Below are 12,097 nucleotides of genomic sequence, written 5' to 3'. Positions count from 1 at the left end.
GTTCTAAACAGAAGGCGTTTAGGCGCCTGTTGTTTCCATAGCATTCTTTCTCTCTTTCACACTATGAGACAGGAGGGGAGAATATGTACATTGAACGAAAAAAAGGAACTGCTACGCAATTCCTCAGTGTGTAGACAAACCTTCGCCTTCTATCGGTACTCGTCCTTTTTACATGATCCAGTTTACAGCGTGCTGAACATCAAATAAAAGTGTCACGATGAGAAAAAACGCGGCAAGCGGTGTGATCACAATGATGAAGGCTTGCCATAATCTGAGCTTCATCACAGCGACAATGCCTAAAACAGCCATTCCAAATATCCACGTCTTTGCATATACATCCGTAAGAGTCAAAAGATCGATATAATACCATACTTCATAATGCTGATCTAAATATGGTGTGATTTTAACAAACGTATACGGACCGAGCATCCCAACAGTGGAAATCCAAGTAAGTGCAAATAAAGCAGAAGGGAAAAAGACCGTCAGTGTGCAGGCCTTGAGTATATCTCGATACGCCGTTTGACAGCCGAAAAAGAGACGCCCTAACCACTTGATGATGAGGGCACCGAAAAATAGAATCATATTGCCTGCCAAAATACCATAACCCGCTCCTTGTAACAGAATAAAAGGGAATGGAATATGATTGCCCATATACTCGCTAAAATACCCTTCGTAGATCCAGCCCGTACCGGCGATACTTGCAAGGAGCATCATCAGCCAAATTGGTATATTGGAATGTCGATATGAGCGAATAATCGTTTTTGTCGCGACGAAAATTTTAAAAAATCGAAAAAATCCTTTTACTTCCTCTTCTTGGGAGTGATCATTCTTCATAGCTTCCAATGTTCTTTACTCCTTTAATACACATAAATGATTACTTATATTACCAAAAACTTCACGTTTTTCAAAGAAAGATCAATAAAAAAATACAATTTTATAAAAAATAGGTCACTCTACAGTCTCTTTAAGAGGAGACACATATGATAAACATAGTTTGAAAGAGACCGAGGTGATAATTTTGACAAAAGTAACTGTCATTATGACGAGCTACAACAAGGCGGCTTACGTCGGCAGATCGATTGAAGCGGTCCTGCAGCAGACGCTGTCAGACTTTGAACTTTTTATCATGGATGATGGATCAAACGAAAAAACCCTTGCTGCTATTGAACCGTTTCGCAAAGATCCCCGCGTTCACTTTATCCAAAGCGGTGTCAAAACATTGGAAGAGAGAACAGCGAAAACTCGCTACGCCGTGCTGATTAATCAAGCATTAGAACTGGCAAAGGGTGAGTATATTTCCTATGCCACTGATGACAATGTCTACGCCCCGGACCGTTTAGAGAAGCTCACTCATTATCTAGATGCCCATCCAGATGAAGATATTGTCTATTCTAGTTCTAAAGTTATCTATTTAAATAGCAAAAAAGAGCCAGTGAAGGAAATGATTCGGCCGGCGCAAACAGTGCAATGGAATGCTCCCTGCGCTATAGATCATTGCTCTGTCGTGCATCGTGCATCCATCTTATCAAAAATTCATGATGAATTTGGGTCCTGCTGGGACGAGAGTCCGCATTTTTATCGAATAGGGGATGCCCGCTTCTTTTTTCGATTAAATCATTTTTATCCGTTTTATCCCTTTGATGAAATATTAGATACAAATTACATCACAGAACAGTCGATTCATTATCAGCTGGCAGCAGAAGAGAAAAGTGCCTTTATTCAAGCACTTCCCGAGCAGTCTACCTGCTGGGATCTCCGCAGCATATTAAAACAAAAATATGGGAGGTGACCTGAAATGTCGCACTATATTCATCATTATTGGCAGGTGTACTTTGAGTATGTGAATCTGATGAAAGATTTGTCCTACAAGGAAATTCCTCTTGGGTTGATCAGCAATTTCTATCAATATATCAGTCCTGAAGTGAGGGAACGCATGGAAGATGAAGCATTTGGTCAAGAACTGACAACCGATTGTCCATTACCGAAAGAGATTCAGCCATTTTTTGATCAGCATAAGCAGCAGATCAAGCGTATCGCTTATCGTCCGGCGAATGGAAAGGTATTGCTTCACTTTGAACACCTGCGTTTTACTGAACAAAATTACAAGCGGTTCCATCCAAACCAAACGGTGGTGCTTGCTCGCTGGAAGAAGGCAGATTATTTCGGATTACCTGTTATCAGTAAGCCGGAATTAACCGGAGAGGTTAATAAAGAAGCCCACGCTGAATATATTGAAAAAGCAAATGCTCTCCTTAAACCTTACGCTCACCACCCTGTCTTTGGCAATGTCTTTTTTAGAGAAAAATTGCGGAAGGATATTGTGCAATTTATTGATGTCATTGACCAGATAGAAGTGCTGTTTCAAATGCAGCCGATTGCAGCTGTTATTGTTGGAACGACGGAGGATGCTTACAGCCGTGTACTCGCTTTGCAAACAGTGAAACGCCAGCTGACGAGTATCTGTCTTCAGCACGGCGCGCTTATGGGAGACGAAGCCTTTTTACCGATTTTCACGACTTGTCATGGGGTGTTTGGAAAGTATGAAAAGGACTGGTATGTAGACAAAGGCTGTCAGCCGGAACAGGTGGAAATCACAGGTCATCCGAGGTTTGATTTGGTGAAGGAGCGAACACCGCTTCAACAGGATCTCATTTTTCGTAAATTGAACTTCAGTCCGGCTAAAAAGACCGTGCTTGTGGCAACGCAGCCGTTTTCTGAAGCCTTCTATGGTGATGTTCTTAAAAAGATTGCCAAACGGAAAGACATTCAGCTGATCATGAAGCCGCATCCTTGGGAAATTGCTCGAAATCGATTAAACGACTATGTGTCTATTGAACGAGCGGGAAATCATGTGAAATTGATTAAAAAAGAAATTGACCTGTATGACCTGCTGCCATATGTGGATATCGTGATTACGCTCACATCAACAGTTGGTCTTGAAGCCATGCTTTTTGAAAAGAGTGTGCTGATCGGGAAAATGACAGAAGGCAGAAGATACCCATATTACGAGTCGCTTGGCAGCTATCATATGGAAAACCCTGTTGAACTAGCTGAGAAAGCCATTCGTATTTTGTCGGATGAACAAGAGATGAAGCTGGCAAAGCAGCAAGGAGCTCAGTTCATTAAACAACACTATCCGCATGCGCGATCTACCGATGTTCTGCTTTCTCTGCTCAAAACAAAAACTGGTGTGGATTTTCAGAGATGAAGATAGGGGTGTGCAAGCGATATGGGAAAAAAGAGAGCACAATTTCTTCCTTATGCTCTGCCTTTCATTGAACAGGAAGAAATCGATGAAGTCATCGGAACATTAAAGTCCGGCTGGCTGTCAACTGGACCAAAAGTAAGACAGTTTGAAGAAGAATTTCAGCAGCTGACCGGTGCAAAACATGCGATCGCAGTCAATTCATGTACGGCTGCTTTATTTTTAGCGTTAAAGTCAAGAGGGATTGGGGCTGGGGATGAGGTGATTACAACACCTCTGACATTCTGCGCAACAGCAAATACAATCATCCATACGGGAGCAGCGCCTGTATTTGTCGATATTGATCCAGCAACACTCAATCTGGATGCAGAAAAAATAGAAGCGGCCGTAACACCACATACAAAAGCAATTGTTCCTGTTCACTTTGCTGGTCAATCGTGCGATATGGACCGGATTTTAGCGATTGCCAAAAAGTATGATCTATTTGTACTTGAAGATGCTGCCCATGCTCTTTACACAACATACCATGGTCAGCCCGTTGGATCGATTGGGGATGCGACCGCTTTTAGCTTTTATGCAACGAAAAACCTAGCGACTGGTGAAGGCGGCATGCTGACAACAAATGATGATGCGCTTGCGGCTCGAATTAGACGACTAGCGCTCCATGGGATGAGCAAGGGAGCGTGGAATCGTTATGGAGAAAAAGGAACGTGGTATTACGAGGTCGAGGAACCTGGTTATAAAATGAATATGTTTGACGTGCAGGCATCGTTAGGGCTTGTTCAGCTAAGCCGACTAGATGACATGCAGGCACGGAGAGAACAGATTGCAAAAGAATACAATCAGGCTTTTCAAAAAGAAGCGGGCCTGATCCTGCCGCCTGTGCATCAAGAAGGAAGACATGCATGGCATTTGTATGTACTGCAAGTGAATCCAAAAGAAGCATTCATCACGCGTGATGAACTGATTGATCAGCTGCAAAAGGAATATAAAATCGGCACGAGTGTTCACTTTATCCCTGTTCACTTGCACCCATACTATCAACAAACGTATCACTATTCACCAGAGGATTTCCCTGAGTCACTCGCATACTACAAGCAGACGCTCTCACTGCCGCTCTATCCAAGTATGACAGATGAAGATGTGCAGGATGTTATCACAGCGGTGTTGTCTATTTTAAAAGAACAGAAGGCATCATCATGAAGGTCGTTCATTCCATCGATGATCAGGTGCTGGCGGCTTGGCTGGAGAAATACGGCCAACAAGCGGAACAAATGAACGCCTTCAAGCAGTTTGCTCTTGTTAATGGCGCCCAGCTCAAAGCGGTCCTGTTATATGAATGGTCAAAATGGGAAAGTGGCATTTTTGATAAGCATATTTTTCATGTGAAGTTTATAGAAGCGGAGTCAGCGTCAGCTTTTCAAGAATTGATGGAGCGTTTCATCAATTGGATGAGAACAGAAAAATGCGATTTTTTCTTTTTACGTCTTGAAGCGTCTGATCTTGAAAAAAACCGCATCGTCCAAAGGCTGTCACATGTGTACTATGTAGGCGGGCTCACTCGTCTTGAGGCGCCGCCTGTTCAAATGGAAATGCCATCAACAGGTGAAGATGTGGTCATCAGTCTGCCAGATGAAAAGGAATACGATGAGGCGGTGTCACTTGCTCATCAAGCTTTTGGGAAAAGCCGGTATGCACTTGATCCTTTTCTAGATCAGAATGTCGTCCAGCATTTTTTTCAGGAATGGATGAGAAATAATTTGCTCGGACGTGCAGATATCAATCTCGCGGCAAAGGTGAACGGTGAAGTCATTGGATTGATTCAAGGTGTAACAAAGGGCGATGAACTGATCCTTGATTTATTGTCCATTAGACCAGATGCACAAGGAAAAGGGATCGGAAAAAAGCTGGTTACGGCGATGATAAAAGCCTCGTATGAGAGAGGGCACCGGTTTATGTCTGCCGGAACTCAGATGCATAACACAACCGCGATTCAGCTGTACGAAAAGCTGGGCTTTAGAACAAAAAATGCCTTCTTGTATTACCATGTGTGGCCGAAAAAAGGAGAGAGGTAAGATGGCGCATTTCTATATCGGAGATCGCAAAGTGGGGGATGGTGCGCCTGTCTTTATCATTGCAGAGGCAGGCATTAACCATGATGGAAAGCTGGATCAGGCACTTGCTTTAATTGATGTGGCAAAAGAAGCAGGTGCCGATGCGGTGAAGTTTCAAATGTTTCAAGCTGGTCGGATGTATCAAAAGGAACCGGGTTTGTATGAAACAGCCAAGGGAGAAGAGGTGTCCATTTTTTCTTTAGTAGAACAAATGGAGCTGCCGCCAGAATGGCTTCCGGTGTTATTGTCACGCTGCGCGGAAAAAGGGCTGATTTTTTTAAGCACAGTGTGTGACGAAGAATCTGCGGATCTATTGAATCAGACTGATCCGCCGGCTTTCAAACTGGCATCCTATGAAATCAATCATTTGCCGCTTATGCGTCACACGGCATCTTTTCAAAAGCCCATTATTTTCTCAACAGCTGGGGCAACCATTTCAGATGTCCATGAAGCATATGAGGCGATTACAAGCGAACAAAATCAGCAGGTCGCTATCATGCATTGCATAGCAAAGTATCCAGCACCTAGAGCTTACACGAATCTGCGAGTGCTTCAAACATTAGCTGCGGCATTTCCCGATGCAGTTATTGGCTTTTCTGATCATAGTGAGCATCCGACTGAAGCGCCAGTGGCCGCTGTGAAGCTTGGGGCAGCAATTATTGAAAAGCATTTTACAGTAGATAAAACGTTACCTGGGGCGGATCATTCCTTTGCTCTTGATCCTGATGAATTGAAGGAAATGGTTCAGCATATTCGAGCGGTAGAAAAGCAGCGGCATCTAAAAGAAGCTGACACTCATTCAGTGCCAGAAGAGCTCCTTGGCAGTTCTTATAAAACGACAACAGCTATTGAAGGCAAGATTCGTGAATTTGCGTATCGAGGCATTTTTACGACAAAAGGCATTGCGAAGGGCGAGACATTAACCACAGAAAATCTAGCCGTGTTACGTCCAGGACAAAAAAGCCAAGGTCTGCATCCGCGTTATATGGCGATTTTACTTGGCGCAAAGGCTGTCAGAGATATCCCAGCCCATACAGGGGTTTCGTGGAAAGATGTACTCATGCAGGAGACGCCAAATGATCAATGATGTGCTCTTTGTCATACAGGCGAGAATGGGCTCAACAAGGCTGCCAAAAAAGGTGATGAAACCGATCGGCGGTATGGCGCTGATCGACCTGATTGTTGAACGGGTAAAGCAATCAGATCATTACAATCACAAAACGCAGAACCTCATGATTGCCACAACAGTTGAGGCAGAAGATGATCTGCTGGCTCATTATTGTCTCTCAAAGGGATATAAAGTATTTCGTGGCAGTGAGACAGATGTATTGCAGCGATTTGCGCAGATTGTCCGTCATTTTGAACCGCAAATCATTGTGCGTTTAACAGGAGATAACCCATTTATAGATCCGGCCCTTTTGTCGAAAATGCTTGAAAAACATAGACAAGAGAAGGCTGATTACACGTATACGACTGGCACACCACTCGGTATTTCCGGGGAAATGATCGACGCACAGATTTTAAGTAAAATCGACAATTTTCCCCTTACGCAGCCAGAGCGTGAGCATGTCACGCTCTATATCAGAAAGCATCCTGAGCAATTTCATCTGCAATTATTCACACCGCCCAAAGAACTTGCATATTCTGCTTATCGATTCACGATTGATACAGAAGAAGATTATGAGTTTGCGACCCGTTTACTAGAGAAAGCTGGCGGCTCCATTGATGTACCTACGGCTGAACTCATCACCATTTGCGAACAAGATCCCGATATTGTTCGATTGAATCAATTTGTGAAACAGAAGGATGCTGAATGAACAAGAAAATCATGATTGTTGTGTATGGCGGGTTTTTAAGAGGAATGGGGCATGTTGTCAGAATGAAACGGCTGGCAAATCAACTGCTTCAAGAAGGAAACGACTTATATTTCTATACAAATGAACAGATCTGTGTAGAAATGCTCTCAGGTCCAAATTGGCACGTTCATTTAGTGCAGGAGTCGAAGGCATTCCTTCAGATGGAAAAGGATATAAAAGAGCTGAATCCTGATCTTTTGCTGATTGATGTACTTGAATGTGACCTCCAATTTCTTCGATTGATCAAAGCGTGCTCCGGCTCTGCAAGGCTGGTTTTATTCGAAGAAAATAGAGCAGAAGCGTGTCAGCTTGCCGATGCTGTCGTGAACGGCATTTATGGCGGTCTGGACGAAAATCACATGCAAGTAGATGGGACAGCATATTTTGATGGAACACCTTATTTATTGTTAGATCAAGAGATAAGTCGGTTAAAAGACACATATGAGGTTCGAAAAGAATGCAAAAAGGTGGTCATCAGCCTTGGGGGCAGTGACCCGCGTGGATTGTTATCAAAGGCTGTATCAGCACTTCTCGAAGCTGACCACCTACACATTTTAGCGGTTACAGGAAAAGCCTCCCGCATTGAAGAACAAATAGAGGCTGAGCATATACAATTCATTCGTCATACAGATCAATTACTTGCGCGTCTCTCGGAAGCCGATCTGGCAATAGTGGCTGGCGGGATGACGTTATACGAGGCAGTTTGTATCGGAGTGCCCAGCATTGTCCTTTCACAAGTAGACCACCAAGCAGTGACAGCCGCTCGTTTTGCGCAAAAGGGAGCCTGTCACCATCTTGGATTAGGTGAACTTGTGGATGAAAAAGATATTCGGCGTGCTGTGGAAAGACTGTCCGGCAGCTATTTTCTCCGCAGAAGCATTCATCTCAATGGACGGACACTCATAGATGGAAAAGGAACTGAACGAGTGAAAAACATTCTTATACACCTCATGAATCATTACCAAAAAGAACATAAGGATGTGTAGATGTGAAGGGAGTTATTTTAGCAGGAGGAAAGGGATCACGACTGGCGCCTTTAACGAAGATTTTCAATAAACATTTATTGCCGGTTGGTCCATATCCAATGATTTATTGGTCATTGTTCAAATTGAAGGAAGCAGGGATTTTAGATGTGATGGTCATATCACAAGAAGAACAAATCCCGCTGTTTCAAAAGCTGCTTGAAAGCGATCAGGAACTGGGAATGAACATCGTATATCAGGTACAGCCTGAAGCGTCTGGAATATCAGACGGTTTATCCTATGCAAAGCCCTTTGTAGAAGGGGAGAAGTTTGTGCTGATGCTTGGTGATAATGTATTTGAGGATTCACTAAACCCTTTTGTTGAAGCCTTTCAACAGCAAGAAAGAGGAGCCAAGGTTTTGTTGAAAGAAGTGGCAGATCCAAAGCGGTTTGGCATTGCAGAAATTGATGCCTCGCGCCAACGGATTTTATCAATAGAGGAAAAGCCGGAGTATCCGCGCTCATCTTACTGCGTCACGGGCATCTATTTTTATGACCAGGAAGTCTTTCAATATATTGAGAGAATCTCACCGTCAGATCGAGGCGAATTAGAGATTACAGATGTGAACAATCTGTATATCTCAAATAGCCAGCTGACCTATGATATGTTAAAAGGGTGGTGGATTGATGCAGGAACACATGAATCTCTCCACCAAGCATCTGCGAAAATGTTTGAAACGATGAAGAAAAAAGAGGGATCCGAATGACGAAGTCTTATTTAATTACAGGCGGAGCGGGTTTTATCGGACTGAATTTTGTGAAGCTGCTGCTTCAGGATACAGATGTCCGGCTCACCGTTTTTGATAAATTAACTTATGCCAGCCATCCAGAGGAGATGGATGAATTATTAAAGTTGTCTCATTTTCGTTTTATTCAAGGGGATATCACCCTTCAGCATGAGCTGGATCAAGCATTTGACGAAGTCTATGATGCCATCATTCATTTTGCGGCAGAATCGCATGTTGATCGCAGCATTGAATCAGCAGAGCCTTTTATTCAAACAAATGTCCTCGGAACGTATCGTATGCTTGAAGCGGTCTTAAAAGGAAAGGCGAAAAAGCTCATTTATATTTCAACAGACGAAGTATATGGAGATTTGGAGCCAGATGATCCTGCTTTCACAGAACAAACACCACTTTCACCGAATAATCCTTATTCAGCAAGCAAGGCGAGTTCAGACCTGCTTGTGAAATCCTATATCCACACTCACCAATTACCCGCGATGATTACACGATGCAGCAACAATTACGGACCGTATCAGCATGAGGAAAAATTAATCCCGACCATTATTAGAAAAGCAGTCAATGGAGAGAACATCCCGATTTATGGAGACGGTCAGCAAATTCGCGATTGGCTGTATGTAGAGGACCATGCGAGAGCTGTGAAGCAGGTGCTCGAAAATGGCACAGCGGGGCAGGTATACAATATTGGCGGCGGCAATGAGAAAACAAATCTCGATTTGACCAAAACGATTTTATCGCAGCTCGGGATTAGTCATGATCAAATTGCGTTTATTCAAGACCGAAAAGGACATGACAGACGGTATGCCATTGATGCCAGCAAGCTAAAAGGCGAGCTCGGCTGGACGCAGGAGACGTCATTTGAAGAAGGTATCGAAAAAACGATCAATTGGTATCGAGCCAAATACGATCAGAGCGAAGAAGGGTGACGGATGAAAGTTTTAATCACCGGTGCAGGCGGCCAATTGGGGAAAGAATTGAGCAGGCAGCTCAAGGAAAAAGACATGACCGTCATTGCCTTAACGAGGAACATGCTCAATATCGCAGACCAGCAAGCAGTCAGACATGCGATGAGACACTATCAGCCTGATATTGTTGTCAGTGCAGCAGCCTATACATCTGTTGATCAATGTGAAACAGAAACCGAAAAGGCGTATCTTGTGAATGGCATTGGCGCCTACTATACAGCATTAGAAGCAAAGCGCGCAGGGGCTGATGTGTTACATGTCAGTACAGATTATGTGTTTGACGGGCAGGCGGACACCCCTTACCAAGTCGATGCACAAGCAGATCCTCAAACCATTTATGGAAAGAGTAAAAAGCTTGGTGAGGAATTGATTCAGCTTGTATCAGACGAAGTGAAAATCATTCGTACCTCGTGGCTTTACGGACATGAGGGGCATAATTTTGTGAATACCATTCTTCGGCTTGCTGAAACGAAGGATCATTTACGCATTGTGAACGATCAGATAGGGTCTCCTACTTATACAAAGGATGTAGCCGAGGCTCTGATTCATTTGTTTGATCAGAAGGCAGGCGTGTACCATGTCAGTAACCGAGAAAGCTGTTCCTGGTTTGATTTTGCGTCAGAAATTGTGATGAAAAGCGGCTTGTCCGCCACAATTGAGCCGATTTCCACGGAAGAGTATGGCTTCCAAACGCCACGCCCGGCCTATTCTGTCTTAGATCTTCAAGCGATTGAAGCCACAGGCTGGCAGCCGAGGCATTGGAAGGATGCACTTCACGAATACTTGCAGAAAGAAGGGAGATGGCATCAGCATGATTGATGGTGTTCAAACGAAAAAACTCATGAAACATTGTGATGACCGCGGCTTTTTTGCAGAGCTCATTCGAGATGATGAACCGATGCTGAAACGCTTTGGTCAGGCGTCATGGTCGAAAAGCTTTCCAGGCGTGATCAAAGCCTTTCATTATCATGAAAAACAAGACGACGTTTGGTTCTTCCCCGCAGGTCATGCACAGGTCGTGTTATATGATTTGCGTGAGGACTCTCCCACAAAGGGGCAAACCGATGTGTATTATATGGGGGAAGACAATCCGATGCTGCTTCTTATCCCAAAGGGTGTCGCGCATGGCTACCGTGTATTAGGTGAGACGCCACTGCAAATTGTGTATTTCACAACAGAATCGTATGACCCGAAAAACCCAGATGAAAAGCGAATCGCCTGGAATGACGAAATGATCGGGTTTGATTGGGAAACGACATTTAAATAGAGAACGAGGGGCCTTTCGCAGGAGAAAGGTCTTTTTTTGTTGAAATACATTCTATATGTGTCATTTTATGTATATGTACGAAGCTGATAAGAAAAGGGATGTGGATGAGTTTGTCTAAAAGAATTGCATTTGTAACAGGAGCAAGTACAGGGATTGGAAAGGCCATCGCCATTAAGCTTGCCGCTCAAGACAATGTAAAGATCATCATCAATTCTAGAAATCAATCCTCACTAGAAGAAGCGCAGCAGGACATTGGGCGTATGGCAGAAACAAAGGAGCCGGTGGCTCTTTTCTGTGGCGACATGTCAGATGAAGGGGTGAGGGCTGAGGCTTTTGAGGAAATAGAAAAAGAGTTTGGCAGACTGGATGTGTTGATTAATAACATTCCGGGGGGAAAGCCAGATACCTTTGATTCGTGTGAGAGCGAGCAGATGATGGCAGCATTTTCTCAAAAAGCCATTGCGTACATTGATACGATGAAGCGTGCAGTAGCGATGATGAAACGACATGAATATGGCCGGATCATTCAAATTGTCGGGAACCTATGGAAGGAACCTGGTGACCAAATGTTTACGAACAGCATGATGAATGCAGCGATTATCAATGCTAGTAAAAATGCTGCCACACAGCTTGCACCTTCAGGGATCACAGTGAATTGTTTAAACCCGGGATTTATTGCTACAGATCGGTATGAACAATTTATCGGAAACATGATGCGTAAACAGGCATTATCGCGGGAAGAAGCTGTACAGGCTGTAGCGTCAGGAATTCCAATGCAACGAGTGGGCTCAGCGAGTGAAATGGCTTCATTGGCCGCTTTTATCGCATCAGAGGAAGCCTCCTATCTTACAGGACAACAAATATCTGTCGATGGTGGAGCGATGAAAAGTATATAGCATCAAAAAACCCGCTAGATGCGGGTTTT

At 43.8% G+C, this 12,097-nt stretch carries 13 protein-coding genes; 12 read left to right on the top strand and 1 reads right to left on the bottom strand.

What is annotated here, in order from left to right:
- Positions 1 to 168: 168 nt before the first annotated feature.
- Positions 169 to 834 (bottom strand): YIP1 family protein, encoded by a 666-nt coding sequence (locus ACN6NB_RS17920; protein ID WP_231730911.1) that lies wholly within the window; start codon positions 832 to 834, stop codon positions 169 to 171.
- Between the two features lie 184 nt (positions 835 to 1,018).
- On the opposite strand from ACN6NB_RS17920, the gene ACN6NB_RS17915 reads away from it, so the two are divergent.
- From ACN6NB_RS17915 to ACN6NB_RS17860, 12 genes are all read left to right on the top strand, one after another.
- Positions 1,019 to 1,789 carry a glycosyltransferase family 2 protein gene (locus ACN6NB_RS17915; RefSeq protein ID WP_186315098.1) on the top strand — a complete coding sequence of 257 codons (771 nt, stop codon included), beginning with the start codon at positions 1,019 to 1,021 and terminating at the stop codon, positions 1,787 to 1,789.
- Positions 1,790 to 1,795: 6 nt separating this feature from the next.
- Positions 1,796 to 3,208: a capsular polysaccharide export protein, LipB/KpsS family gene (locus ACN6NB_RS17910; RefSeq protein ID WP_474253518.1), complete on the top strand. Its 1,413-nt coding sequence runs from the start codon at positions 1,796 to 1,798 to the stop codon at positions 3,206 to 3,208.
- A 21-nt stretch (positions 3,209 to 3,229) separates the two neighbouring features.
- Positions 3,230 to 4,408: a DegT/DnrJ/EryC1/StrS family aminotransferase gene (locus ACN6NB_RS17905; RefSeq protein ID WP_474253517.1), complete on the top strand. Its 1,179-nt coding sequence runs from the start codon at positions 3,230 to 3,232 to the stop codon at positions 4,406 to 4,408.
- The gene (locus ACN6NB_RS17900) at positions 4,405 to 5,280 is read left to right on the top strand and encodes an N-acetyltransferase family protein (protein ID WP_474253516.1); all 876 of its coding nucleotides are present in this window, start codon (positions 4,405 to 4,407) and stop codon (positions 5,278 to 5,280) included. The genes ACN6NB_RS17905 and ACN6NB_RS17900 overlap by 4 nt, the downstream gene beginning before the upstream one ends.
- 1 nt (position 5,281) lies before the next feature.
- Positions 5,282 to 6,406, top strand: a complete 1,125-nt coding sequence (locus ACN6NB_RS17895) for an N-acetylneuraminate synthase family protein (protein WP_474253515.1) — start codon at positions 5,282 to 5,284, stop codon at positions 6,404 to 6,406.
- A complete protein-coding gene (locus tag ACN6NB_RS17890; RefSeq protein WP_212043555.1) occupies positions 6,396 to 7,136 on the top strand; it encodes a cytidylyltransferase domain-containing protein in 741 nt (246 codons plus the stop codon). The genes ACN6NB_RS17895 and ACN6NB_RS17890 overlap by 11 nt, the downstream gene beginning before the upstream one ends.
- Entirely contained in the window at positions 7,133 to 8,161 is a 1,029-nt protein-coding gene (locus ACN6NB_RS17885; protein WP_144493938.1) for a PseG/SpsG family protein, read from the top strand. Before ACN6NB_RS17890 ends, ACN6NB_RS17885 begins: the two co-directional genes overlap by 4 nt.
- 2 nt (positions 8,162 to 8,163) lie before the next feature.
- Complete coding sequence (locus ACN6NB_RS17880) at positions 8,164 to 8,904, top strand: sugar phosphate nucleotidyltransferase (protein WP_099663781.1); 741 nt, start codon at positions 8,164 to 8,166, stop codon at positions 8,902 to 8,904.
- Positions 8,901 to 9,866, top strand: a complete 966-nt coding sequence (rfbB, locus tag ACN6NB_RS17875) for a dTDP-glucose 4,6-dehydratase (RefSeq protein WP_474253514.1) — start codon at positions 8,901 to 8,903, stop codon at positions 9,864 to 9,866. The genes ACN6NB_RS17880 and rfbB overlap by 4 nt, the downstream gene beginning before the upstream one ends.
- 3 nt (positions 9,867 to 9,869) lie before the next feature.
- Positions 9,870 to 10,724, top strand: a complete 855-nt coding sequence (gene rfbD, locus ACN6NB_RS17870; RefSeq protein WP_041087734.1) for a dTDP-4-dehydrorhamnose reductase — start codon at positions 9,870 to 9,872, stop codon at positions 10,722 to 10,724.
- Positions 10,717 to 11,172, top strand: coding sequence for a dTDP-4-dehydrorhamnose 3,5-epimerase family protein (locus ACN6NB_RS17865; RefSeq protein ID WP_058838504.1), 456 nt, complete (start codon positions 10,717 to 10,719; stop codon positions 11,170 to 11,172). Before rfbD ends, ACN6NB_RS17865 begins: the two co-directional genes overlap by 8 nt.
- Before the next feature lie 104 nt (positions 11,173 to 11,276).
- Positions 11,277 to 12,068: an SDR family oxidoreductase gene (locus ACN6NB_RS17860; protein WP_474253513.1), complete on the top strand. Its 792-nt coding sequence runs from the start codon at positions 11,277 to 11,279 to the stop codon at positions 12,066 to 12,068.
- Positions 12,069 to 12,097: the final 29 nt, after the last annotated feature.

The organism is Bacillus sp. 11B20 (assembly GCF_056098985.1).
Note: the sequence above shows the minus strand (reverse complement) of the source record. Positions and strands in the feature narration are given on the sequence as shown.

What these genes read in the sequence shown, in the direction of transcription:
- ACN6NB_RS17895 (WP_474253515.1), top strand. Translation starts at nt 5,282, where the DNA reads ATGGCGCATTTCTATATCGGAGATCGCAAAGTGGGGGATGGTGCGCCT.
- ACN6NB_RS17865 (WP_058838504.1), top strand. Translation starts at nt 10,717, where the DNA reads ATGATTGATGGTGTTCAAACGAAAAAACTCATGAAACATTGTGATGAC.
- ACN6NB_RS17900 (WP_474253516.1), top strand. Translation starts at nt 4,405, where the DNA reads ATGAAGGTCGTTCATTCCATCGATGATCAGGTGCTGGCGGCTTGGCTG.
- ACN6NB_RS17910 (WP_474253518.1), top strand. Translation starts at nt 1,796, where the DNA reads ATGTCGCACTATATTCATCATTATTGGCAGGTGTACTTTGAGTATGTG.
- ACN6NB_RS17890 (WP_212043555.1), top strand. Translation starts at nt 6,396, where the DNA reads ATGATCAATGATGTGCTCTTTGTCATACAGGCGAGAATGGGCTCAACA.
- rfbD (WP_041087734.1), top strand. Translation starts at nt 9,870, where the DNA reads ATGAAAGTTTTAATCACCGGTGCAGGCGGCCAATTGGGGAAAGAATTG.
- ACN6NB_RS17885 (WP_144493938.1), top strand. Translation starts at nt 7,133, where the DNA reads ATGAACAAGAAAATCATGATTGTTGTGTATGGCGGGTTTTTAAGAGGA.
- rfbB (WP_474253514.1), top strand. Translation starts at nt 8,901, where the DNA reads ATGACGAAGTCTTATTTAATTACAGGCGGAGCGGGTTTTATCGGACTG.
- ACN6NB_RS17905 (WP_474253517.1), top strand. Translation starts at nt 3,230, where the DNA reads ATGGGAAAAAAGAGAGCACAATTTCTTCCTTATGCTCTGCCTTTCATT.
- ACN6NB_RS17920 (WP_231730911.1), bottom strand. Translation starts at nt 834, where the DNA reads ATGAAGAATGATCACTCCCAAGAAGAGGAAGTAAAAGGATTTTTTCGA.
- ACN6NB_RS17860 (WP_474253513.1), top strand. Translation starts at nt 11,277, where the DNA reads ATGAGTTTGTCTAAAAGAATTGCATTTGTAACAGGAGCAAGTACAGGG.